This is a genomic window from Pseudomonas sp. KH_027 (genome assembly GCF_057838565.1).
Map to the genome: position 1 here is coordinate 1,978,826 of NZ_CM174470.1, position 24,752 is coordinate 2,003,577.

Sequence of the window (24,752 nt, forward strand, 5' to 3'; positions counted from 1 at the left end):
CCGTTCAACCCCCAGCGCGGCATATCCGCATGGATCCTCCGTGCTTCAACCGCGCCTATTCTTGGAAGGGCATCCCCAAGAAAGCGGAGGTAGCGATGCTGGAGGTGGCCAATGGCTGAGCCGAAGAAGAGTGCCAAGCGCACCGACCGGCCGATCTACATGAAGGTCCGGAAGCTGGTGGATCCGGAAACCGGTGAGGAGGTTCGCGCCCTTGTGCCGGCAAGCGGGATTGACAGCTACCTGATGCGCGAGCTCGGTCTGCGTACCGGCGACGACGTGCGTGCAGTGCTGACGCTGCCGCGCAATGCCAAGTTCCACCGGCTTGTGCATGCCCTCGGGAAGCTGGTCGCCGAGCAGATCGAGGACTTCCAGGGACTATCTGCCCACGACGCTATCAAGCCCCTGCAGCGCGAGAGCGGGATCTGCTGCGAGGTGCAGTCCATCGATCTACCGGGCTTCGGGACGCTGGATGTCAGCGTGGCCCAGAGCATCGCTTTCGACGAGATGGACGAGGGTGCATTCCGCGAGTTGTACCAGGGTATCTGCCGACACATCTGCGCTCGCTATTGGCCGACGCTGACGCCTGAGCAGGTGGCGGACATGGCCGAACTCATGACAGCGGCCGAGTGATGGGGACGATTGCATCGACAGCCAACCTTACAGGAGCAGCCGAATATGACACCGAACCAAATTTTCCCCATCGAATGGACTGCCGTGGCGGACGCTTTCTGTCAAGCCTGGTCCAGCAACCGAGGTTCGCCCGATTACGACTACCTGGCGAATCTTTACGCACCAGACAACGATGTGATCATCTACGACACACTCCCACCCCTAAACGGCTTTCTAGGCTTCACACAACTTCGAAGTGAGATCTATCCGGGGCTTGAGCAAATTGCGGTCGAACGGATGGGCGACGTCGTGGCGAGAGAGATGGCTGCCGGACATATTGTGGTCACCTGCTATCCATTTCGCCTGCAATACGCATTTGCAGATGGCCGCAAGATGTCGATCGATGCAAGGATCAGTGAAGTGTGGGAAAGACGAAGTGACGGATACCGCATCGTTCATGAACATCCCTCTACCGTCTATGACATGGGCTGAAACATATCGCGAGAAAAGGCCAGCGTCATTGCAGATGACGCCCAACCTGAACCTGTCGCAGCGAACCATGCTTAGGTGTCGGACATCACCTAAATCTGCACACGAAGCGGCTGGTGTGAAGCGGGCATTCAGATGTGTCTACGAAACCAAGGACGATTCAAGCCGCTGGGATGATTAGAACTTGGTCAGGTTTACAAAGAATTACCTGGCCGCGCGAGACAAGCCTTTACCCATGCCACTGGCATGGATACTGTGACCGACATCGCACTCAAGGTATGACTTGGCAACCCTAGGATGGCACTTCGATGCGTTTCGTGGCGATGCGAATCGTCCGCTTCAAGGCCACTCCAGCTACCCAGGCAGGCTTGTAATGAACTGGAGTTCGTTGTGTCCAGAGAGCCTTTGTCAGGGTTAAATACCACCCCCGAATTTGTTTTGGCACAGCCTTTTGGCTGCGCCCTTGTGTTGGAGCAGTACATGACGGACCTCAACAGCCTGCGCGCAGCTTTGCTCGCCGCCGTGCCGGGAGATGGCGCTACCATCGGCAACCAATCCCTGCTGGAGCGCTTGCGTGGGCAGTTTCCGCAGCTGGCCGAGGACGCCTTCTGGGTCGTGCGTGACGGATTGATAGAGGAAGGCGAACTGGCCAAGGGCCGCGGGCGCGGTGGTGCGGTCAAGCGGGTGCAGGCAGGCGAGGGCGCAAGCCTCAGCCTGGCGGAGCAAACCCTAAATAAAGCCCGTGAGCGTTTCGAGCAACCGGCAGTCGCCGAGGTGTCGGGCTCTTATCTGACCGAGGCCGCTGCCGCCGTGCGCAGCCCAGCCAAGCAACAGGCCAGCAGCACCCTACAAGACCTGGAGAAAACCCTCTGGGCCACCGCCGATAAAATGCGCGCCAACATGGACGCCGCCGAGTACAAGCACATCGTGCTCGGGCTGATCTTCCTCAAGTACATTTCCGACAGCTTCGCCGGTCGCCGCGCCGAGCTGGAGCGCAAGCTCACCGACGAAAACGACGACTACTACCTGGGTGATGACGACCCTGAGGCGCTCAACGCCGAACTCGAGGACCGCGACTATTACCGCGAGGTCAACGTGTTCTGGGTGCCGGCTGTGGCCCGTTGGGAATCGTTGCGCGCTGCCGCCAAACAGGTGGATATCGGCAAGCGCATCGACGATGCCCTGGCTGCTATCGAGGCGGAAAACCCAAAGCTGAAGAACATTCTCGACAAGCGTTTCGCCCGCGCCCAGTTGCCGGACGGCAAGCTCGGCGAACTGGTCGATTTGATCTCCACCATTGGTTTTGGTGAGGACATCAGCAAGGCTCGCGATTTGCTAGGCCAGGTCTACGAATACTTTCTCGGCCAGTTTGCCAGTGCCGAAGGGCGCAGGGGCGGACAGTTCTATACCCCAGCCAGCATCGTTAAGACCCTGGTGGCGGTGCTTAACCCGCACCACGGCAAGGTCTACGACCCGTGCTGCGGCTCGGGTGGGATGTTTGTGCAGTCTGAAAAATTCATCGAGGCCCACGGCGGCAAGCTGGGTGACGTGTCCATCTATGGCCAGGAGGCCAACCCGACTACCTGGCGTCTGGCAGCGATGAACCTGGCGATTCGTGGCATCGACTTCAATCTAGGCAAAGAGCCGGCCGATACCTTTATCCGCAACCAGCATTCAGACCTGCGGGCTGATTTTGTGCTGGCCAACCCGCCATTCAATATCAGCGACTGGTGGCACGGCAGCCTGGAGGGCGACCCGCGCTGGGTTTACGGTAACCCGCCGCAGGGCAACGCCAACTACGCCTGGCTGCAACACATGCTTTATCACCTGAAACCCAGCGGCCGCGCCGGCATCGTGCTGGCCAATGGTTCGATGAGCTCCAGCCAGAACAGCGAAGGCGATATCCGCCGTGCCATGGTCGAGGCCGATGTGGTGGAGGTGATGGTAGCTCTGCCCGGCCAGCTGTTCTTCAATACCCAGATTCCTGCCTGCCTGTGGTTCTTGGCCAAACAGAAAGTCGCCCGCCCCGGTGAAGTGCTGTTTATCGACGCGCGCAAACTCGGCACCAACGTCAGCCGCGTGCAGATCGAACTGCTCGACAGCGACATCGAACGCATTGCCCAGACCGTGGCCAACTGGCGCGGCGAGCCATTGGATGTGGGCGGTGAGATTGCCGAGTACGCCGACATCGCCGGCTTCTGCCGCAGCGTCAAACTCAGCGAAATCGCCGAGCACGGCCATGTGCTGACCCCGGGCCGCTATGTCGGTGCCGAAGAGGTCGAGGACGACGACGAAGCCTTTGCCGACAAGATGCAGAAACTCACCGCTCTGCTCGGTGAACAGATGGCTAAGGGCGCAGAGCTCGATCAGCTGATCCGGCAGAAGCTGGGAGGGCTAGGGTATGAGTTCTGATTGGACTTTTGCGCCTCTTGAACGCTGCTTAGATGCCCTTATCGACTATCGAGGCAAAACACCTGAAAAAACCGATTCGGGGATCCCACTGATTACCGCGAAAATCATCAAGGGTGGGCGGATCGAAAAACCAACGGAGTTCATAGCCGCGGATAACTATGCATCTTGGATGCGCCGTGGGATTCCTAAAGAGGGAGATGTCGTCCTAACCGTTGAGGCGCCTCTCGGGGAAGTCGCGCAGCTTGGTCCTGAGAAAATTGCTTTGGCCCAGCGTGTAGTTACTTTGCGAGGTAAAGAGGGAGTGCTCGATAACACTTACCTCCTGTACCTGTTGCAAACTGAGGAGATGCTGGAACAGTTGAAGGCTCGAGCAACAGGTACGACTGTGCTCGGTATTAAACAGAGTGAGTTGCGCAAAGTGTCGCTTTCTTTGCCTCCGGTTGATCAGCAGATAACTGCAGCGCGAATCCTCAAAACCCTCGACGACCGCATCACCCTGCTACGCGAAACCAACGCCACCCTGGAAGCCATCGCCCAGGCGCTGTTCAAATCCTGGTTCGTCGACTTCGACCCCGTGCGCGCCAAGGCCGAAGGGCTTGAGCCGCAAGCCATGGACGCCACCACCGCCGCCCTGTTCCCCGACAGCTTCGAAGAGTCCGAACTGGGGTTGGTGCCGAAGGGGTGGAACAGGCTTGCGTTCACCGAAACGGTAAAAGTTATTGGTGGCGGCACCCCAAAGACATCGGTGCCCGAATACTGGGATGGTGATATTCCATGGTTTTCGGTCGTTGATGCCCCAGCCATTACTGATGCTTTTGTTATCGACACAGCCAAGCATATTTCCTCGGCGGGGCTAAACAACTCATCGACCAAATTGTTGCCCGAGGGGACAACGATTATTTCCGCGCGCGGCACAGTAGGGCGCTTGGCTTTGGTCGGCAAAGAAATGGCGATGAATCAGTCCTGCTATGGCCTACAAGGCAAAGCAGATGACGCCTATTTCACCTATTTCAGCACGTATCGTTTGGTCGAATCACTTAAGCAGCGCAGTCACGGCTCGGTGTTTGACACCATCACGACAGAGACAATGAAAGGCGTTTCTGTCATTTATCCTGATGCGAATGTTATCCACGCATTTGAAGCAGTTTTGAGCCCCGTAATGCGCCGGATGAAAGAAAACTTGCAGCAAGCCCAAACCCTCACCCAACTGCGCGACACCTTATTACCCCGCCTAATCTCCGGCCAGCTGCGCCTGCCGGAAACCGAATCCCTGCTGGAGAAAGCCCTGTGAGTGAGAAAGTCAGCCAATTGTTCAAGGACTGGATGATCGCTGCGGGCAAGTCCAAAAACACCGCCAGCAACTACTTCACCGGGGTGAACATCGTTTCGAAGCACTGCGGCCGTGAGGTATTCGAGATCACAGATCTCGATGAGTTGGAGCGGCTCTATCGGCTGTACGGGGCGAAGGGCGAACACGCCGAGGTCGGGACCAGCAATAGCGGCAATGTGCACAGCGGGCTCAGGCAGTGGCTGGAGTACCAGCGGCAGGCGCAACAAGGGCAGGCCGGCAGTTCAAGTATTGACCCGATAGAAGGTCGCAAGCAGTGGGATCGATTCCTGGCACGTTGGCCGGTTTCGAAGCTGAGTGAACTGACGCTGGCGCAGTATTACGGGGCGGAGGGGGATGACAGTTTTTTCAGCTGGATGCGTGACCACACGACAAAGCTTGGGGGCTTCAAAGAGGGGGCTTTGAGTTCAGGGGTGCGCCCGCGTGGGCGTAACGCCAAGGCTGAGCCAGGCCCTGATACGAAAACCGATGGCCGCTATATCTGGTATTCCATCCTAGGTAACAGTGCCGATGAAGCCTTTGAGACGCTCAAGGCTGAGTTGCTCGTTGCAGCGGACGCGGTTCAGTGCGGCGACTTGAGTCTTATGGCGCAGCTCAAGAACGCCCCGGGGGCGCTGGTCTGGAAAGTGGCGTTCTTGTATCAGGATCGAGAGCAGCCTCTGGTTCTACCGTTCTATACGCAGAAACAGTTGAAGCGAGTTTCCGGTCAGCCCCTGGGTTCTGTCCTGCAGTTGCAACAGCTGCTGATGGCGAAACGCGAAAGCCGGGACCTGCTGGAGTTCGCCGCGGAGTTGGATAGGCTGGCTTCGATCGCGCAAGTTGCCAGTGAAGACGAGGATGAAGATGAAGATGATCAGGGCATGACAACGGCGTCTATTGCACTCAACCAGATCCTGTTCGGGCCACCCGGCACTGGCAAAACCTACTCCACCATCAACCATGCGTTGGCCATTCTAGATCCTAAACTGCTGGCTGATTGCCCAGGTGAAGACACAGTTACGCGCAGGCGACTCAAGGACCGCTATGACGAGCTGGTAAAGGAAGATCGCGTGCGTTTTGCCACCTTCCATCAAAGCTTCAGCTATGAGGACTTCGTCGAGGGTTTACGCGCCGACAGCGATGGCGAGAGCGGGCAGATTGAGTACCGCGTGGAGCCTGGAATGTTCAAGCAACTCTGCGATGATGCGCGAACGAGCGGCGCGCAGGTTGAAAGTGGTATTCGCGCTAACCCACGCATCTGGAAAATTTCCATCAACGGTACGGGCTCGTCTTCGACCAAGAGCTATTGCCTGGAACATGGTGAGGCGCGAGTCGGCTGGGGGGAAACAGGAGACTTGCGCGAGTCGTCTGAGCAGAACAGCTACTACGAGGCACTCGGTTCTGGAGATAAAGGCACGCTGAGCTATTTCGCCGAGCAGGTGACGGTGGGCGATATTCTGCTGTGCATACAGTCCGCCGACCTGTTTGGTGCCGTTGGCGTGGTGACCGGCGATTATCGCTACGAGGAAAAGGTGCCCTTCGGCGTCATTGGGGATTACCAGCATGTGCGCCCTGTGCGCTGGCTATACCGGGACATCGACCTGTCGATTCTGCCGCTGAACGATAACCGGCAGTTCACCCTGAAGACGGTCTATGCCATGAAGCGCTTCTCGTGGGCGGATCTGCTGGCTTATTTGCAGCAGCAGGGTGCTCAGCCGGTCGAGCCCGCAGTTGCGCCTTCTGCCGAGCGCAAGCCCTATGTACTGATCATTGATGAGATCAACCGTGGCAACGTTTCGCGCATCTTCGGCGAGTTGATCACCCTGATCGAGCCCTCCAAGCGCGAGGGTGCCGCCGAGGCACTGAGCCTGAAGCTGCCGTATTCGAAGAAGCCTTTCAGCGTGCCGGACAATGTGTATCTGCTCGGCACCATGAACACTGCTGACCGTTCTCTGGCGGGGTTGGATATTGCCTTGCGACGACGTTTTACATTCCACGAAATGCCACCACGTCCTGACTTGCTGGACGGTGTGACGGTTGAGGATGCTATCGATGTGGGCCAGCTGTTGCGAGTGATGAACCAGCGCATCGAGGTGCTGCTAAATCGCGAGCATTGTCTGGGGCATGCCTACTTCATGCCGCTCAAGGAAACGCCGACGCTGGAGCGGTTGGCGCTGATCTTCCGTAACCAGGTGCTGCCTCTGTTGCAGGAGTATTTTTTCGAGGATTGGCAGCGCATACAGTGGGTGCTCAATGACCACCGCAAGGCGGATGTTGACCGTTTTCTATGTCAGCAGTCGAACAATCTGCAGACGCTGTTCGGAGCCGAGGTGAATATTGGGCCGAGTGGCCAGACCTGGCATGTGAGCGAGGAGGCATTTGATCGTCTAGAGGCTTATCTGGGGGTGATCGACCATCAGCAGACGAGCAGCATGGCGGCGGTCAAACGTGAGGCGGTTCATGGTGAGCTGACGCTGCGTGAGCTAGTCAGTGGCACTGTCGAGATATGGCGAGCCGGGGTACGGCAGGTGCCAAGCAAGCCGCTGCTGCGGACAGTCGCGGGGGTACTGGGAATGAGTCCACGCAACGCACAGGGTAACGCGCTGAATACCCGTGCCTTAGGGCGCCAATTGATCACACGACTGCTAGTTGAGCCGGCGTGAAGTCGCTGATCACCATCCGCGAGTATGCCCACCTCACTACTGAGGCGGTGGTGCCCTCACTGGATAAGGCACAGGTGTCGGCAAGTGCGTTCGACTGGTTGTGCGATCTGAGTGCCAGCTTCAAATGTAGGGGGGCAACCCTCTTGCAAGTTGAAGGTCGGCGTTCCCTTAAATGGGACAGCTATGTGGGGGTGGTAGAAACCCCCTGTGGTACGCGCCTGGAAATCTTGCCCAAACACTTCGAGCAGGACGGCTGCAAGGTTAAGAGTCGGGCTCTGCTGCGCAAGTTGATCCAAGCAGCATTGTCGCTCAAGCCGCGCCAGGTCTCGGTGGCTGGATTGGAACTGTTCGATGCGCCACTGACTGAGTGGGTGATGGGGCAGTTCCTCAATGAGTTGGATCACCTGGTCAAACGCGGCATCCGCTTCGACTATCAGCGAATCGAAGAAGAGCAGCGTTTTTTGCGTGGGCAGCTCAATGTGGTGGCGCAAATGCGCCAGCCGCCTGGACGGCAGCATCATTTTCAGATTCGCCATGATGTATTCCTGCCGGATCGCGCCGAAAACCGCCTGCTCAAGCTGGCGCTAGAGCAGGTTGCCAAGACCACTCAGGATGCCGCCAACTGGCGCCTGGGCAATGAGCTACGCACCATGCTGGCCGAGGTGCCGGCCAGCCGCCAAGTGAACCAGGACTTCCGCGCCTGGAGCAGCGACCGGCTGATGGCGCACTACCAGGCGATCAAACCCTGGTGCGAGCTGATCCTCAATCAGCAGATGCCGATTGCCGTGAGCGGTGAATGGCGGGGGATGAGCTTATTGTTCCCCATGGAAAAACTGTTCGAGAAGTATGTGGAAGGTTGGCTGCGACAGCAGTTACAGCCTGCTGCAAGGTTAAAGCCGCAGTCTGCCAGCAAATATCTGTGCGAGCATGACGGCGATCAGATGTTTTGCCTGAAGCCGGATTTGCTGATCGATACGCCTGGGCAGCGCTGGATTCTGGATACCAAGTGGAAGCGGATTGAGGCCAGTAAGCCGGACAAGAATTACGACCTCAGTCAGAGCGATTTCTATCAGTTGTTTGCCTATGGCCATAAGTATCGCGGCGACAAAGGTGTGCCTAAGCTGGTGCTGATTTATCCGTATTGGTCAGGGCTGACAACAGCACTGCCAGTTTTTGATTACGGGAATGGCATGAACCTGTGGGCGCTGCCCTTTGATCTGGATAACGACCGCTTAGTTGATGCGGGCTCCGCTGGGATTCCTTTGCGACTGGATAGCCATCTTCAACCCTCGCTGGACATGAGCGCATGAGTGAGTATCAGCCGCCGTTGAGCGTGACACCGCACATGCTGGCGCTGGTCGCTGAGATCAGTGAGCAGGTGGGGTTACTGACGGCACAACGCGATGGCGCGCTGACGCCGCAACTGCGCCGTGGCAACCGAATCCGTACTATCCAGGCGTCGCTGGCCATCGAGAACAACACGCTGAGCGTGGAGCAGGTGACGGCGGTGCTGGATGGCAAACGGGTGCTGGGGCTGCCGCGCGAGATTCAGGAAGTGCGCAATGCCTTTGCTGCCTATGACGCCATGACCGGCTGGCGGCCGGACAGTCAGGCGGATCTGCTCGCCGCCCACGGGCTGTTGATGCAGGGCTTGATCGACGATGCCGGGCATTATCGTCAGGGCGGCGTCGGTATCTATCGCGAGGAGCGCTTGCTGCACATGGCACCACCGGCCAGCCGGGTTGCAGCCTTGGTGCAAGACCTTGTGAACTGGCTGGGCGAGAGTGAGTGGCATCCGTTGATTGCCAGTTGTGTGTTCCATTACGAGTTTGAGTTTATCCACCCCTTTGCCGACGGTAACGGGCGCATGGGGCGTTTGTGGCAAACGCTGATTCTCAGCCAATGGCGGCCGGTGCTGGCTTACCTGCCGGTGGAAACAGTGATTCGCGAGCAGCAGGAGGCCTATTACGGCGCCTTGTCGGCCGCCGATCAACTGGCTGAGGCGACGCCCTTTGTCGAGTTTATGTTGCAGGCACTGAAGCAGGCGCTTGTTGAAGCTGAGTCGGTTAATGCCCTTGGCAGTACGGAACAAAGTTCGGAATATAGTTCGGAAGAAATGCCGCTTTTGCGCCTGCTCAAAGCAAAGCCGCAACTGACCGGCAAGCAAGCTGCCGAGCAGTTAGGCCTTTCCCAACGAGCGGTGGAAAAACAGTTGGCCAAGCTTAAAGCTGCCGGGCGCCTTGAGCGTGTTGGGCCTAACAAGGGCGGGCATTGGCAGGTGTTCGAGTGAGGTTGCTGCTTTAGATGCAGCAACTGGCAAGTTTGGTTAGGGCGAGGTGAGCGCAGCGCTACCCGTCATTGAATGGATCAAGGAACGAGTCGGCATGACCGAAGACCAGCTGGAACAAGAAGCACTCGAATGGCTCGCTGAGCTTGGCTACACCCACGTTTATGGGCCAGACATTGCCCACGATGGCGACAGTCCCGAGCGCGACAGTTACCGCCAGGTGGTGTTGGTGGAGCGCTTGCGCGCAGCGATTGCCAAGCTCAACCCGAACGTACCGCTGGCGGCGCGTGAGGATGCGCTCAAGCAAGTGCTGGACTTGGGCGTACCGGTTCAGTTGTCGGCCAACCGGCTGTTTCATCGTCTGTTGGTCAGCGGTGTGTCGGTGCAGTACCAAAAGGATGGCGAAACCCGTGGCGATTTCGTTCGGCTGATTGACTGGGCTGAGGTGAAGGCCAACGACTGGCTGGCGATCAATCAGTTCAGCATTCAGGGGCCGAAGCATACCCGTCGGCCGGACATCATCCTGTTCGTCAACGGCCTGCCGCTGGTGCTGCTGGAATTGAAGAACCCCGCTGATGTGAATGCCGATATCTGGAAGGCTTTTGACCAGCTCCAGACCTACAAGGAACAGATCCCGGATGTGTTCCAGTACAACCAGATTCTGGTGATCTCCGACGGCAGCGAGGCGCGCATGGGCTCGCTGTCGGCCGACGGTGAGCGCTTTATGAATTGGCGCACCATCGATGGCATCAACATTGATCCGCTGGGCGAGTTCAACGAGCTGGAAACCCTACTGCGGGGGGTAATGGCGCCGGCGCTGTTGTTGGATTACCTGCGTTACTTCGTGTTGTTCGAGGATGATGGCCGGTTGGTGAAAAAGATCGCCGGTTACCACCAGTTCCACGCCGTGCGCGCGGCGATCCAACAGGTGGTAAAAGCTTCCCGTCCTGGTGGTACGCACAAGGGCGGGGTGGTGTGGCATACCCAGGGTTCGGGCAAGAGCATCACCATGACCTGCTTCGCAGCACGGGTGATGCAGGAAGCTGCGATGGAGAATCCGACCATTGTGGTGATCACCGACCGTAACGACCTGGATGGCCAGCTGTTTGGTGTGTTTTCTCTATCGCAGGATCTGTTGCGCGAGCAGCCGGTACAGGTGGAATCGCGCGGTGACTTGCGCGCGAAACTGGCTAATCGCCCGAGTGGTGGCATTGTCTTCGCCACCATTCAGAAGTTTATGCCCGGGGTGGATGAAGACACGTTCCCGGTGCTCTCCGACCGATCGAACATCGTGGTGATCGCCGATGAGGCGCACCGTACCCAATATGGTTTTGCCGCCGAATTGAAGGCGCCCAATGTGCTCAAGGCTGCCGAAAGCAGCGCCCGCTATCAGGTGGGTTACGCCCAGCACCTGCGTGATGCCTTGCCCAATGCCACTTTCGTGGCCTTTACCGGCACGCCAGTGTCCAGCGAAGACCGTGACACCCGTTCGGTGTTCGGCGAGTACATCCACGTCTACGACATGCAGCAGGCCAAGGAAGACGGCGCCACTGTGGCTATCTACTACGAGTCGCGGCTGGCCAAGCTGTCGCTGAAGGATAGCGAGCTGGTGCATATCGATGAGGAAGTTGATGAGCTAGCTGAAGACGAGGAAGAGGACCAGCAGTCTCGCCTGAAAAGCCGCTGGGCCGCGCTGGAAAAAGTGGTGGGTGCCGAGCCGCGCATTCAGAGTGTGGCGAAGGACCTTGTAGCGCACTTCGAAGAGCGCAATCAGGCACAGAACGGCAAGGCCATGGTAGTGGCCATGAGTCGTGAGATTTGCGTGCATCTGTACAACGAAATCATCGCCCAGCGCCCCGATTGGCATGATGAAGACCCGGAGAAGGGCGCAATCAAAGTGGTGATGACCGGCAGCGCCTCAGACAAGGCTTTGCTGCGCCCGCATATCTACAGTAATCAGGTGAAAAAGCGCCTGGAAAAGCGTTTCAAAGACCCGAAAGACCCGCTCAAGTTGGTGATAGTGCGGGACATGTGGCTAACCGGATTCGATGCGCCTTGCGTGCATACCCTGTACGTCGACAAGCCGATGAAGGGCCACAACCTGATGCAGGCCATCGCGCGGGTAAACCGCGTGTTCAAGGACAAGCAGGGCGGCCTGGTAGTGGATTACATCGGCATCGCCAACGAACTGAAGGCCGCGCTCAAGGAATACACCGCCAGCAAAGGCCGTGGCCGGCCAACGGTGGATGTCCATGAGGCCTACGCCGTACTGGAAGAAAAGCTCGATGTGTTACGCAGCCTGCTGCATGGCTTCGATTACAGTGATTTCCTCACCGGCGGGCACAAGCTGTTGGCCGGTGCCGCCAACCATGTGCTGGGTGAGAAAGATGGCAAGAAGCGTTTTGCCGATAACGCCCTGGCTATGAGCAAGGCCTTCACCCTGTGCTGCACCTTGGATGAAGCCAAGGCGGTGCGCGAGGAGGTGGCGTTCTTCCAGGCGATCAAAGTGATCCTGATCAAGCGTGAAGTCAGCCAGCAGAAAAAGACCGACGAAGAGCGTGAGCTGGCCATCCGTCAAATCATCGGCAACGCCGTGGTGTCGGGTGAGGTGGTGGATGTGTTCCAGGCTGTCGGCCTGGACAAGCCTAATATCGGCCTGCTGGATGAAGACTTCCTCGCCGAGGTGCGCAACCTGCCGGAGAAGAACCTGGCGGTTGAGCTACTGGAGCGTTTGCTGGAGGGGGAGATCAAGAGCCGCTTTTCTACCAACTTGGCCCAGGAGAAGAAGTTCTCTGAGTTGCTCGACAGTGTGATCAAGCGATACCAAAACCGCTCCATTGAAACCGCGCAGGTGATCGAAGAACTGATCGAAATGGCCAAGAAGTTCGCCGCCGCCAGTAAGCGCGGTAATGAGCTGGGCCTGAACGACGATGAGTTAGCGTTTTACGATGCCCTGGCCAATAACGAAGCCTCGGTGCGTGAACTGGGTGATGAAACCCTAGCCAAAATCGCCCATGAGCTAACCGATAGCTTGCGCAAGAACGTGAGTGTGGATTGGAACAGCCGCGATAGCGTGCGCGCCAAACTGCGGCTGCTGGTCAAACGGATTCTCCGCAAATACAAATACCCACCAGATCAGCAGGAAGAGGCTGCCCAGTTGGTGCTGGCGCAGGCTGAGTCGCTTTGTGAAGCGTGGATGTAAGGATTCATATAAATACTCTGGATCGGGTTGTTCAACCCTATGTAAGCATTGACAGGCAGATATCGGCCGATTCTGTTGAAAAAGTCGGATTTTCAGATCGTCTGAACTCAGGCACGACTACCACTGGAGAACCTACTCACCACATTGAGTGGTTTTTCGGCCCTTCGTTGACCTTTGCTGCTCTGTTATTGGGTTAGTTTGAGGTTTTTTGCTTAGTGCAGGCGCACCTATCCCGTGACGGGTGGCCCTTGAGAGGTAAATTTGGCCAGCCGTCGCAGGTTCTGCACCGCAGCGGCCAGCGTGAACTCATCGGTCGCACCACTCATTCCACGTAGTCGCAAGCGATCCAGTTTCAGGATGCGCTTGAGGTGGGCAAACAACATTTCGACCTTCTTACGTTCGTGGCGAGAGCGCACGTACTCCGGCGTCGCTGCGATGCGTCGAGCCACATCACGAGCGGCTTCATGGACGCTGCGGACGATCTTACGAATCGAAGTGTTCGGGCAGCACTTGGCTTTCATCGGGCATGTCGCGCAGTCGGTCTGTCTGGATCGGAAGATAATGGTGTTGGCTTTGGTGACGTGCGAACGCTCGTTCTTGAAGGCGCGCCATTCGCTGCGTAATACGTTGCCGGCTGGGCAGCGGTATTCCTCGGCCTCTTCATTCCAGTGGAAATCGTTACTCGAAAAGCTGTCGTTCTTGCGCTCGGTTTTGTCCCACACCGGCACATGCGGCTCGATGTCTTTTTCCTCCACCATCCAGGCCAACATCGGCGCTGTACCGTAAGCGGTGTCGCCAATGAGGCGTTCCGGCTTGATGTCGAACTGCGCTTCGACCCGATCGATCATCGTCTTGGTGCTCTCGACTTCTGCGGTTCGATGAGCCGGTGTGGGTTCCACATCCATGATCACGCCGTGCTCGGTATCGATCAGATAATTCGTGGAATAAGCGTAGAACGCTGGGCCGCCTGGAGCAGCGGTCCAGCGGGCCTGAGGATCCGTCAGCGACAGGCGCTTCGGTAGCGTTTCGGCCAAAGCCTCTTCATCGAGGGCTTCAAGGTACTCACGCACGGCGCGGGTGCTCAGGGCCGGATCGCTCCAGTTGACCGGTTCATCACCCGGTACGCCGCGCTGCCGACTCGCATCCGCTTTGATGATGCTGGCGTCCACGGCAAAGCCTTCGCCTTTAACCAAGCCGGCGTCCATGCAGCGACGCAGCACTTCATTGAACAACCAGCGAAACAGATCACTGTCCCGAAAACGGCCGTGTCGGTTCTTGGAAAAGGTCGAGTGATTAGGGACTTCATCTTCAAGGCTCAACCGGCAGAACCAACGATAAGCCAGGTTCAAATGGGCCTCTTCGCACAACCGTCGTTCGGAGCGGATGCCATAGCAGTAGCCGACGATCAGCATGCGGATCATCAGCTCAGGATCAATCGACGGACGCCCAATCGGACTATAGAAATCGGCGAGGTAATGGCGCAGGTCGCTCAGATCGAGACATTGATCAATGCTGCGCAGAAGGTGATTGGCTGGGATGTGATCTTCAAGGTTGAACGAGTAAAACAGTCGCTCCTGCCCACTCGATAACTGTCCCATCATGCTCTGTGATTCCCCGCCGGCCAATGCAGAGATTTTGCCGGAGGCCGGTTAGGGGAGCTACTTTTTCAACAGAATCAGCCGATATCTGCCCTTAGTGAATACCTGTTCTCGGCCAGGAAAGTGCATTCGAAATGCATCCATGAAGCCAGGATCGAGTTAGTAACTCAGGCTGCATTTTCCAGTCCGCCGATCTCTTCTTCCCGCAGGGATTCCCTTGAGGATAATTCCGGTCAGTTCGCCTAAGGCAGACCTCGCGCTTCACTGGCTGGCGCTAGGCGCTGTTTCCTCATCACGCAGGCACAGGCTCATGCTGTCGCAGCTGGCGGACCAGTCGTGCAGCCATTGCGGCTGGGTGGGAGACTTCTCGCTCAGCCCTAGTTCACGTACGAACTCACTCGGCGCCACTGTGCCCTTTGGCGAGCGAAAAAGGCCCCGCATGAGCACTACGCCGATGACCCGTCCCTCTTTCACGAAGCGGTGCTCCATGAAACTCCATTTTTCGTCCCAGCCCAGCATTCGACTGTGAATCTCGAAGCGCTCGAACAGGCGCAGTTCGCGGCGGAACTTGCCCCAGGTGTCGCCAACGATGGGCAGCGCCTTATGGCGCAGCGCAACCCGGAAAGCGCCGCTGCGCAGCACGAAGTCCATGCGGCCGACATCGGCCAGGGTGAAGTAGCGGCCATTGGTGACATGCCGGTTGAAATCGAGATCCAGCGGCCAGACACGCATGCGGATCACTGTCGTATCCAGGCCGTGCACGGGCTTGCGCCAGGGGCGGCGCATTAGCATCAGTAACAATCGAAACCAGAGATTCATGGGCTTACTAACGAGTTGGTGAATGAGCGGCGCAGTCTAGCGACAGGCCTGTCTACTGAGGTAGATTCAGAAATGACTTTTTCTATGCGAAAACTGCAAGGCCGTACAATGCACGTCACCTTACTGCTCGCTGACCAGTGTTCTGCCGCAAGCGCGTCCATCGCCATGGAGATGTTCAACGTGGCCAACCATTTTTCTGGCGGACAAACGCCTGTATTCGAGTTGGTGACGGCCTCTCTGCAGGGACGCGAAGTCACCGCCATGGGCGGCCAGCGGATTCAGGTCGACTGTGCCTTGGACGAGATAGAGTGGACCGAACTGGTGGTGATTCCTGGGTTTCTCTTCACGCTCAAGGACGTGCTGCCGACCTTTGAGCACTATGGCAAATGGCTTCGACGACAGCACACCCAGGGCGCCACAGTTGCGGCCATATGTTCGGCCGCCTTTATGCTCGCCGAAACCGGCCTGCTGGAGACCAGCCGCGCTACCACCCACTGGGCCTTCGCCGAGTTCTTCCGGCGTCGTTATCCGCACCTGCACCTGGACGCGCGGCAAATTCTCTGCGAGGACAACCGCTTGATCACCAGCGGTGGTGCCAGTGCCGCCTTGGACCTGCTGCTCCATCTGATCCGTTGCTTTGCTTCCCTGAGCCTTGCCCAGCAGTGCAGCCGATACTTGTTGATCGACAACGTGCGCAACGAGCAGTCCTGTTACGTGCTCTGGTCCATGCCCAAGAGCCATGGCGACCTGGGAGTTCTGCAGGTACAAAATTGGCTGGATGAGCATTTTGTAGAGCCGATGCTGATTGATGAGCTGGCTCAGCGATTCGGTTTCGGCGTGCGCAACTTTAAGCGGCGCTTCAAGGAAGCCACCGGCTACACGCCGATCGCCTACCTCCAGACCTTAAGGCTGGAACAAGCCAAGCAACTGCTGGAAACAACGCAGATGAGCCTGGACAGCATTACCTACAAGGTCGGCTACGAGGACAGCAACTCTTTTCGCCGCCTGTTCCTCAAGCGGGTTGGCCTGCTGCCGGCGGCCTATCGGAAGAAGTTTCAAGCGACGAGGTGCTGAACCGGCAGTTTTAAAGCTCCTACTGATTCAAAAACGCTCAACTTGAAACCCCCTTGGGGTGCTAACGCTATTTCCGAGGGCTGCTTCTGGCCGGTTCAGGCCTGTCGTGACCGGCAACTGCCGACCCGATGTGGACACTCGTGCCGTGCCACCACTATGCAGAAAGAACCGCGGCTCCTGCTTGACTCGTAACGTTTGGCGATCAGAGCAATAAAAAAACCCGACAAGTGCCGGGCTTTCCGCCGAGTAACCGTGGCCGATCAAGCAACATTGTGTGCGTCTAGCAGGCGATCGGAACCACTTTCGACGATGCGGTCCGAGGCGCGATCAGCGCCGCCTTCAGCAATGCGATCCAGGGCACGGTCAGAACCGCTTTCAGCAATGCGACTCGAGGTGCGATCAGCACCACCTTCAGCAATGCGCTCCAGGGCACGGTCAGAACCGCTTTCAGCGATGCGATTCGAGGTGCGATCAGCGCCACCTTCAGCAATGCGCTCCAAGGCACGGTCAGAGCCGCTTTCAGCAATGCGATTCGAAGCGCGATCAGCGCCGCCTTCAGCAACACGGTTCGCGCCGGTACGGTCAGCACCGCTTTCTGCGACATGGCTGAAGCTGGTTTTGACTACGCCCTGAGTGAACTCAGGTTGGTCATACGGCAGAGCAAAAACGCTAGCGGACAGGCTGGCCAGGATCAGGCTGGCGAAGACTTGGCTTTTCATTGGGTGGCTCCTCGTGGGGGCTGGAAAGTGGGTACGGGGCCTATGGTACTCACGGGGATTCGATTAAGAAGTGAACGGTCGCGATAGTGAGCATCAATGTCATTGATTGTTAATAAAATATTTACATATCAATCGTTTACGTAAAAAACCAGCATGATCGTGCTGGCATACAGCCCTGGCATCGGCGCTTGGAAACCGGATTTTGGCGTTAAGCGCCTCGCTGCCCTTTGATCGGTGATTCGCCCCGAACCATCCTCACGAACCCATATTCGCACGGTGAATGTCTACCAGGTTCCCGCCTGAACGCTCTGCCATTCGGGGAAGCTTCGACGACAACCTGGAGACCTCATTGCCCTAAGGGAATGCCTGGTGTCGGCTAGAAGCATAGGCCGGGGATGTCTACCGGGGCGGGGGTAGTCCAGCAAACCATCTGAAGTGTCTACAAAATTTAGGGCGATCCACAAAGTCTTTACCGTATGAGGCAATTGAGTCGTCGCAGAACTTAGGATAAACGCGACAATCCTGAGCACGAATGCAATTGACTCGAACCATGCATACAGAAAAACGCTGGACGTACCTCGCTCAGCGATCTGTTGGTCATTTCCGACTTCATGAGCCCCCGGCTACAAGGCTGGCGTGATGGTGTCGCGCTTGCGCGTCAACCACGATTTGCCGACGGTGCCGGAGGAAAAATAGCCATCCATCGAATAGTCCCAGGCGGCTGCTCCTGGGCTTGGACCGCTATCTGCGACTGTGGCACTCTGCAATCACTTTGACTGCTGGTCACTACACAACTTTTTCGAACAGGGAATACCGGTGCTAACGTCAGGAGAGGGGCGTGAGCGCCGGGGTATCTGCCGACACCACTAGGGACGGTCCTTTTTATGCGCCTGCTTGTACACTCACGCGTTACTCATGTTGGCCGCTTGGTGGGTCTATATTCTGCGTACTTTTTGCTCTCGGGTTGTGTGGGCTACTCGTTGGCGACCTTGCCGACCACTATTCCCGATGGTGATGGTTTTCACCGTTACCAAACCAGCGCCTACGTCTTCGAGTACACCGGCCAATTTAAAAACAGCGCACCCAACGGCCAGGGTTCGGCGCGTGCCTATGACGCTCAGGGGCAGCTAAGCTCTACGTGCAAAGGCGAGTTTGCTACGTCAAACTCCCTGTTGAGCGGCGAGGGTGAAGTGTTTCGTCCCAATGGCACGCTGATTTTCAAGGGAGAGCTGGAAGGCCTCCTAACCGGTGGCATGGGCTGCATGGCTGGCTCTAAAGGTGCTTACATTTCACCTACCGGCTGGACCCTGAATAGCAACGAGTTCTACATGGTCGGTGCAGCGACTGGCGTGTGGGTCCGGCCCGGCCCCTGCACCATCGGCGACCCCCAAGGCAATACTTGGACCGGCAACTGCAATTTACCCAGTCAGTCCAAACACGCCGCAATCCAATACAACAACAACCCCGAGGCTCCGAAGTACACGCTGCCCGAGTTGGAGTCTTTCGCCGGTTACCTGATATTTACCAGCGGCGGCATCGAGCAATTCAAAATGGCCACCGGTCCTGGCGTTATGCGCTTTGCCAACGGCGAGCAAGTTGAAGGCAATTTTGATCTCGGCCACTTGGAAGACGGCCTGGTAAAAGTTACCGCCGCGGACGGCAAGGTATTCCAGGCAATCGCCAACAACGGCAAACTCGGGCCGCGCCAATTGGCACCGGAACAACTCGCCAGCAGCGGTCAAACCTGCGGCTTTCCTGGCTGGCGAATTGTTAGCGGACGCTGCGAACAAAACACCTGGTCCGGTGATGTCGACGCTTACGATGCCACGGGCATGGAGCGCATCAGCGGTTCATTCAAAAAGGGTATGCCTAGCGGCACCATCACCTGGTCGCGCCTGGATTCCAACCTGCAAGTACGCGGCAAGATGGTCGCCAGTAACGGCGGGCTAGGTTTTTCCCAAGGCCAGGTAAGTGTTGCTGGCGTTCAAGCCTACGAAGGCGAAATGAGTGGCTTCGCGCCCGATGGCAACGGCATTTGCACCGTCAACGGCAGCCCCGAGCGCTGCGAGTTCGTCAAGGGCGAACGGGTGGATGCGCTGTACAAAACCCGTTTTGAAAATGACCGCCTGCGTGGCGAAATCGCCGCCAACCAACAAGCTCAGCAGCGCGCCCAACAACAAGCCGCCGCACGTCAACAAGCCGCTGCTGAGGCCGAAGAAGGCAGTGGCGACATGTTCGGCAAGGTCATGGCCATCGGCATTGGCGCAGGTGCAGTCAGTTCGGTGTCCGGCGTTTCCAGCACTATCCGCAACCAGATGATCACCGGCATGGCCGCCGACATCCTCTCCGACGGCAAAGCCGGCGGCATCGCCACCGCCCAGCGCAATCTCGGTGTACAGAGCAGCGCCGGCAGCCAACCTGCCTTGTCCACCCTCAGCGGCGCCAGCATGGGGAATAACAGCACCCTCAAAGGTAGCTCTGCCGTCGCAAGCAGCGCCGGCACCGATGTCTCCACCGCCACCCTACAAAACATCGCCGGCATGGGCAGCACCGCCGGTCACGCCGAGCGCAGCCAAAAACTCGACGACATCGTTGCCAAAGTCGCCGCCGACAGCGGCATGAAAACCCTAAACGCCACCTACCAATGCGCCCCCGGCGACCCGGTGCAAAGCGTTACCGTGCCGTACAAAACCGAAGCCTGCGCCGCCGCGAAAAAGAACTGGTTTTCCGTCTACGCCTGCAACGACGTCGAGCACATGAGCGCCGCCAATCAACAGTGCATTCAGGGCTGCGGCAACGCCAATTGCGACGAGCAATAAGCGAATTTGAATTGCTCATAATTTCGGAGTCAGCATTCTAGGCGGAATCAGAAACGGCCTGTTTCGAACGGCTGCTTCTGGCCCAGAGTGTGTAAAAACGCTCGTACAAACCCTTGCTATGATTTCTGAGAATTTCATCGCAAGGGTCGCCTATGAAACGGTTTATCCAGGGTGAACACCGAGGTCAAAGCACCTTACTTCCTGAAAGCCTCGACGACTACGTCAGCGATACCAATCCAGTGCGCGTGGTCGATGTCTTCGTCGACGAACTCGACCTGGCCACGCTGGGTTTTGATGGCGTCATTCCAGCCGAAACCGGCAGACCGGCATATCACCCCGCGATCCTGCTGAAGATGTATATCTACGGCTATCTAAACCGAATCCAATCCAGCCGGCGTCTTGAGCGAGAAGCTCAACGCAACGTCGAGCTGATGTGGTTAACCGGGCGCTTGATGCCCGACTTCAAGACCATCGCCAACTTCCGAAAAGACAACAGCAAGGCCATTCGCGGCGTCTGCCGCCAGTTCGTTTTGCTCTGCCAACAGTTGGGGCTGTTCGGAGAAAACCTGGTTGCCATCGATGGCAGCAAATTCAAGGCTGTTAACAACCGCGACCGCAACTTCACCAGCGCAAAGCTGAAGCGGCGAATGGAAGAAATCGAGTCAAGGATCAACCGTTACCTGACCTCCCTTGATGCGGCTGATCGGCAAGTACCAACTGCCTCTGAGCCTGACGCTGCGCGCTTGGAGGAGAAAATCGAGAAGCTTAAAACTCAAATGAAAGAGCTTCAGGCGATCGAATCTCAGCTCAACGCTTCGGCAGACAAACAGGTCTCGCTGACTGATCCCGATGCCCGCTCGATGATGACGCGCGGCAATGGAATCGTCGGCTACAACGTACAGACTGCGGTCGATACCCAGCACCATTTGATCGTTGCCCACGAGGTCACGAACGTCGGCTCTGACCGCGACCAACTCAGCTCGATGGCGAAGCAGGCTCGGGAAGCGATGGGGTCAGAAACTCTGGCGGTAGTAGCTGACCGGGGCTATTTCAAAGGCGAAGAAATCCTGGCCTGTCACGACGCAAACATCACCGCCTATGTGCCGAAACCGATGACCTCCGGCGCGAAGGCGGATGGGCGATTCAATAAAGATGCCTTCGTTTATGACGCGACGAAAAACGAATATATCTGCCCGGCTGGAGAGGCGCTGATCTGGCGCTTCTCCAGTGTTGAGAAAGGCATGAATTTGCACTGTTACTGGAGTTCAAATTGCCAGAATTGCGCGCTAAAAACTCAGTGCACACCGAGTAAGCAACGGCGAGTTAGGCGCTGGGAACATGAAGCAGTGCTGGAAGAAATGCAGAGCCGCCTGAACCATGCACCAGAGATGATGCGGGTTCGTAAACGGACTGTTGAGCATCCCTTCGGGACGCTCAAACAATGGATGGGCTCGACGCATTTCCTGACTCGCAGACTGGTCGGAGTCAGCGCGGAGATGAGCCTGAATGTGCTCGCCTACAACATGAAGCGGGTTATGAAAATCATCGGCAACGAAGGCTTGTTGAAGGCGATGGCGGCGTAAAAAGCCCCGCCTTTCGCTGCTCCAGGAGGCGCTAAAGCGCTTTATAAACGCTCTGGAATGTTACCGGTGCTGATCGTGGCAAATGCTTGGGCAATCGCCTCGTCCAGGAGCGCTGGGATGCGGCACCTAAACTACGAAAGTGTTTTTACACACTCTGGGCCGATTCTGTTGAAAAAGTAGCTGCCTCCCCACGCTGTTGGCAAAATCGTTTTGTCAGCGAGCATGGGGGCGAACAGCATGATGGGACAGTTACCGGGAGGACAGCAGCGCCTGTTCTACTCGTTCAATTTGGAAGATCACGTCCCGGCCCAACACCTCCTGCGCAGCATCGACCAGTGCCTGGATCTCAGTGACCTGCGTGCCCACCTGACTGATTTCTACAGCCCCATCGGACGCCCGTCGATTGATCCGGAGTTGATGGTGCGCATGCTGGTTGTCGGCTACTGCTACGGCATCCGTTCCGAGCGGCGATTGTGCGAAGAGGTGCACCTGAACCTGGCCTATCGCTGGTTCTGCCGGCTGGGCCTGGAAGATGAAGTCCCCAATCACTCGACCTTCTCGAAGAATCGCCACGGCCGTTTCCGTGACAGCGATCTGTTCCGCTGGTTGTTCAATGAGGTGCTGCGATGCTGCATGGCGGCCGGCCTGGTCAAGGGTGAAGGATTCGCCGTCGACGCCAGCATCATCAAGGCCGATGCCAGCCGGCAACGTGGGGTGGCGGGCGATGAGGTTGACTGGCGCGATCCAGCGCTCAGCACCCGCGCCGTGCGCGAGTACCTCGAAGCCCTCGATGAGGAGGCGCTGGCTGAAGCCCTGCCCAAGAAGATTTCGCTCACCGATCCGCAGGCGCGTTGGACCGCCGCGCCAGGTGGCCCGGCCTTCTTTGCCTACGCCACCAACTACCTGATCGACACTGAACACGGCGTGATCCTGGATGTGGAGGCCACGCCGGCGCATCGGACTGCCGAAGTCGAGTCGACCAAAACGATGGTGGAGCGCGTCGAAGCGCAGTTCGACCTCACCCCAGAACGCCTCATTGGCGATACCGCTTATGGCACTGCGCCGATGCTGGCCTGGATGGTCGAAGAGAAGGACATCGAGCCGCATGTGCCGGTGTGGGACAAGACCGAGCGCAAGGACGACAGCCTCTCCAGCAACGACTTTCACTGGAACCAGGAGGCCAATGAATACCGCTGCCCAACTGGCAAACCGTTACGCAGTGAATGGCGTGCTTTCACCCAACAAAGATCGCGGGTGACCAAGGCCAACACCATCATCTACCGCTCCAGCCAAGCCGACTGCGCCACCTGCCCGCTGAAAGCGAAGTGCTGCCCCAACACGCCGAACCGCAAGATCGTTCGCAGTATCCATGAAGCGGCTCGCGACGTAGCGCGACGCATTGCCAAGACGCCGGAGTACCTCCGTTCCCACTGCGAGCGCAAGAAGGTCGAGATGCTCTTCGCCCACCTCAAACGGATTATGAAGCTCGACCGTTTACGACTGCGCGGCCTGACGGGCGCGACTGACGAATTCACCCTGGCCGCGACGGTGCAGAACTTGCGCCGCATGGCCAAGCTTTTGCCTCAAGGGCCACCGCTCACGGGATAGGTACGTCTGCGGCGAGCAGAAACCCTCGAATTAACCCTTAAACCTGAGCAAGGACGCTCAGCGAAACGTCGAAAGGCAACCTGATGTGGCTTGCAGCCACTTCGACAGCAGGCACACCTGATCGGCAGGCTGCCGCTGAAGCTACTTTTTCAACAGAATCGGCCGTTTTCTGCCCGTTACCGACCCAAAGGGCCTGTGGAATTCGGTTGAAACCGGCCAGAAACAGTCATTGAATATCTACAAGTTTAGGGGCGACTCACACCTCAGTATGTCGTTCAGAAAAAACAGGTCGTCACTCGTTCGCGTTGATTCAACTCACGCCGGTAAACATTCAGTTATTGAAAGGTGGGGCAGGGCTGGCAACCAGTCCTTGATCTGTTTGGCAAGCAAAAGGCGATCTCTTATGGCGGTTTCTCCCATAAGTGCAAAGCCATGAAGCTCACCCCCCGTTGACCGATATTCACCACGCCAGCCATCGGGCAGCGTTTTGTTCAGCCATTGGCCATCGATACCTGAGGCTGGTGGACAGATAACGGTGGGGCAGGCGGGTGTTTTGACGGTCACTGGAAACGCCGGATAGTGCACAGGCGTGGGCTGGCCGCTGAGCGTGGCCGCGAGAGCGCGAGCCTGAGCCATCAGCGGCAACACAAACGGCAGCACCCAACCGTCAATTTGCACAACGTCACCGAGGGCATAAATGTCCGGGTGTGAGGTTTGCAGCATTTGATCGGTGACGATGCCGCGCTGCACTGCAAGGCCAGCAGCGGTGGCGAGTTCAGCCCTCGGCATCAGCCCGACAGCAGACAACACCATGTCAACGTCCAGGACGCTGGCGTCATCGAGTGTGAGTTTCAATGAAGCTGCGCTTCGGTCGACGCGAGCGATGCTGCTGCCGAAACGAAAGCGCACCCCCGCTTGTTCAAGTCGTTTCTGCAAGGCGGCACCACCCTCAACCGGGAGCAGGCGCCCCAGAGGGTGGGGCGCACAGTCGACCACCGTCACCGCAAAACCATGTCCCGCCAAATCGTTGGCAAACTCACAGCCGATCAGTCCGGCGCCCAGCAACACAACGCTTCGCTTGCCGATCAGAGCTTCTCTGAACGAGGCATAATCGAGTCTGTTGTTGACCGAGAGCACTTGATCGACAGCATCGCCAGCAAGAGGCAGGCGAACCGGATTTGCTCCGCAGGCTAGGACCAGTTTGCTCCAGGCAAGCGTCTGGCCATCGACCAACAGGGTGTTCGCCTGCGGATCGATCATGGACACACAAACGCCAGTGAGAATGGTTGCATTGAGCTGTTTGGCCATCTCATCGGCCGGCATTTGCAGCAGTTGATCGGCTGACTTGCCGTCCTTAAAGGCGTTCGACAGGCGAGGCTTGGAGTAGAACGCGCCATCGTCGTCGGTCAGCAATACCAAAGGCGCATTCGGTTCACGTTTGCGGTACTCGCGCGCCAGGGTATAGCCCGCTAGCCCTGTACCAACAATTATCAGTGGCTTCATCTCAGATTTGCTCCGTACCCATTGTTGGAATGCACTTGGA

General features: G+C 57.6%; 16 protein-coding genes. 12 read left to right on the forward strand and 4 right to left on the reverse strand.

Annotated features, from left to right (window positions below; genetic code table 11):
- Positions 1-111: 111 nt before the first annotated feature.
- From AC3IYG_RS09390 to AC3IYG_RS09425, 8 genes are all read left to right on the forward strand, one after another.
- Entirely contained in the window at positions 112-630 is a 519-nt protein-coding gene (locus AC3IYG_RS09390) for a hypothetical protein (RefSeq protein WP_489313496.1), read from the forward strand.
- 45 nt (positions 631-675) lie between these two features.
- The gene (locus AC3IYG_RS09395) at positions 676-1,101 is read left to right on the forward strand and encodes a YybH family protein (protein WP_489313497.1); all 426 of its coding nucleotides are present in this window, start codon (positions 676-678) and stop codon (positions 1,099-1,101) included.
- Between the two features lie 477 nt (positions 1,102-1,578).
- Positions 1,579-3,510, forward strand: coding sequence for a class I SAM-dependent DNA methyltransferase (locus AC3IYG_RS09400; RefSeq protein ID WP_489313498.1), 1,932 nt, complete (start codon positions 1,579-1,581; stop codon positions 3,508-3,510).
- Positions 3,500-4,801, forward strand: a complete 1,302-nt coding sequence (locus AC3IYG_RS09405) for a restriction endonuclease subunit S (RefSeq protein WP_489313499.1) — start codon at positions 3,500-3,502, stop codon at positions 4,799-4,801. Before AC3IYG_RS09400 ends, AC3IYG_RS09405 begins: the two co-directional genes overlap by 11 nt.
- Positions 4,798-7,500 carry an AAA family ATPase gene (locus AC3IYG_RS09410; RefSeq protein ID WP_489313500.1) on the forward strand — a complete coding sequence of 901 codons (2,703 nt, stop codon included), beginning with the start codon at positions 4,798-4,800 and terminating at the stop codon, positions 7,498-7,500. The genes AC3IYG_RS09405 and AC3IYG_RS09410 overlap by 4 nt, the downstream gene beginning before the upstream one ends.
- Positions 7,497-8,810 carry an McrC family protein gene (locus tag AC3IYG_RS09415; protein ID WP_489313501.1) on the forward strand — a complete coding sequence of 438 codons (1,314 nt, stop codon included), beginning with the start codon at positions 7,497-7,499 and terminating at the stop codon, positions 8,808-8,810. Before AC3IYG_RS09410 ends, AC3IYG_RS09415 begins: the two co-directional genes overlap by 4 nt.
- Positions 8,807-9,790: a Fic family protein gene (locus tag AC3IYG_RS09420; RefSeq protein WP_489313502.1), complete on the forward strand. Its 984-nt coding sequence runs from the start codon at positions 8,807-8,809 to the stop codon at positions 9,788-9,790. The genes AC3IYG_RS09415 and AC3IYG_RS09420 overlap by 4 nt, the downstream gene beginning before the upstream one ends.
- A gap of 94 nt (positions 9,791-9,884) precedes the next feature.
- Positions 9,885-12,989 carry a type I restriction endonuclease subunit R gene (locus AC3IYG_RS09425; RefSeq protein ID WP_489313503.1) on the forward strand — a complete coding sequence of 1,035 codons (3,105 nt, stop codon included), beginning with the start codon at positions 9,885-9,887 and terminating at the stop codon, positions 12,987-12,989.
- Positions 12,990-13,216: 227 nt separating this feature from the next.
- On the opposite strand, the gene AC3IYG_RS09430 is transcribed toward AC3IYG_RS09425, so the two are convergent.
- Both AC3IYG_RS09430 and AC3IYG_RS09435 read right to left on the reverse strand, forming a co-directional pair.
- On the reverse strand, positions 13,217-14,590 hold the full coding sequence (locus AC3IYG_RS09430) for a transposase (protein WP_489313504.1): 1,374 nt from the start codon (positions 14,588-14,590) through the stop codon (positions 13,217-13,219).
- A 258-nt stretch (positions 14,591-14,848) separates the two neighbouring features.
- Complete coding sequence (locus AC3IYG_RS09435) at positions 14,849-15,406, reverse strand: thioesterase family protein (protein ID WP_489313438.1); 558 nt, start codon at positions 15,404-15,406, stop codon at positions 14,849-14,851.
- 108 nt (positions 15,407-15,514) lie between these two features.
- On the opposite strand from AC3IYG_RS09435, the gene AC3IYG_RS09440 reads away from it, so the two are divergent.
- Positions 15,515-16,480 (forward strand): GlxA family transcriptional regulator, encoded by a 966-nt coding sequence (locus AC3IYG_RS09440; protein WP_489313439.1) that lies wholly within the window; start codon positions 15,515-15,517, stop codon positions 16,478-16,480.
- Between the two features lie 260 nt (positions 16,481-16,740).
- Here the strand turns inward: AC3IYG_RS09440 and AC3IYG_RS09445 are convergent, their stop codons facing one another.
- Complete coding sequence (locus tag AC3IYG_RS09445; RefSeq protein ID WP_489313505.1) at positions 16,741-17,199, reverse strand: phage infection protein; 459 nt, start codon at positions 17,197-17,199, stop codon at positions 16,741-16,743.
- A 989-nt stretch (positions 17,200-18,188) separates the two neighbouring features.
- On the opposite strand from AC3IYG_RS09445, the gene AC3IYG_RS09450 reads away from it, so the two are divergent.
- From AC3IYG_RS09450 to AC3IYG_RS09460, 3 genes are all read left to right on the forward strand, one after another.
- Complete coding sequence (locus AC3IYG_RS09450) at positions 18,189-20,018, forward strand: hypothetical protein (protein WP_489332175.1); 1,830 nt, start codon at positions 18,189-18,191, stop codon at positions 20,016-20,018.
- 152 nt (positions 20,019-20,170) lie between these two features.
- Entirely contained in the window at positions 20,171-21,601 is a 1,431-nt protein-coding gene (locus AC3IYG_RS09455; RefSeq protein ID WP_489313507.1) for an IS1182 family transposase, read from the forward strand.
- 237 nt (positions 21,602-21,838) lie between these two features.
- Complete coding sequence (locus AC3IYG_RS09460; RefSeq protein ID WP_489313508.1) at positions 21,839-23,209, forward strand: IS1182 family transposase; 1,371 nt, start codon at positions 21,839-21,841, stop codon at positions 23,207-23,209.
- Between the two features lie 315 nt (positions 23,210-23,524).
- Here AC3IYG_RS09460 and AC3IYG_RS09465 read toward each other — a convergent pair whose 3' ends face one another.
- Positions 23,525-24,712 (reverse strand): NAD(P)/FAD-dependent oxidoreductase, encoded by a 1,188-nt coding sequence (locus tag AC3IYG_RS09465; protein ID WP_489313509.1) that lies wholly within the window; start codon positions 24,710-24,712, stop codon positions 23,525-23,527.
- Positions 24,713-24,752 lie beyond the last annotated feature (40 nt).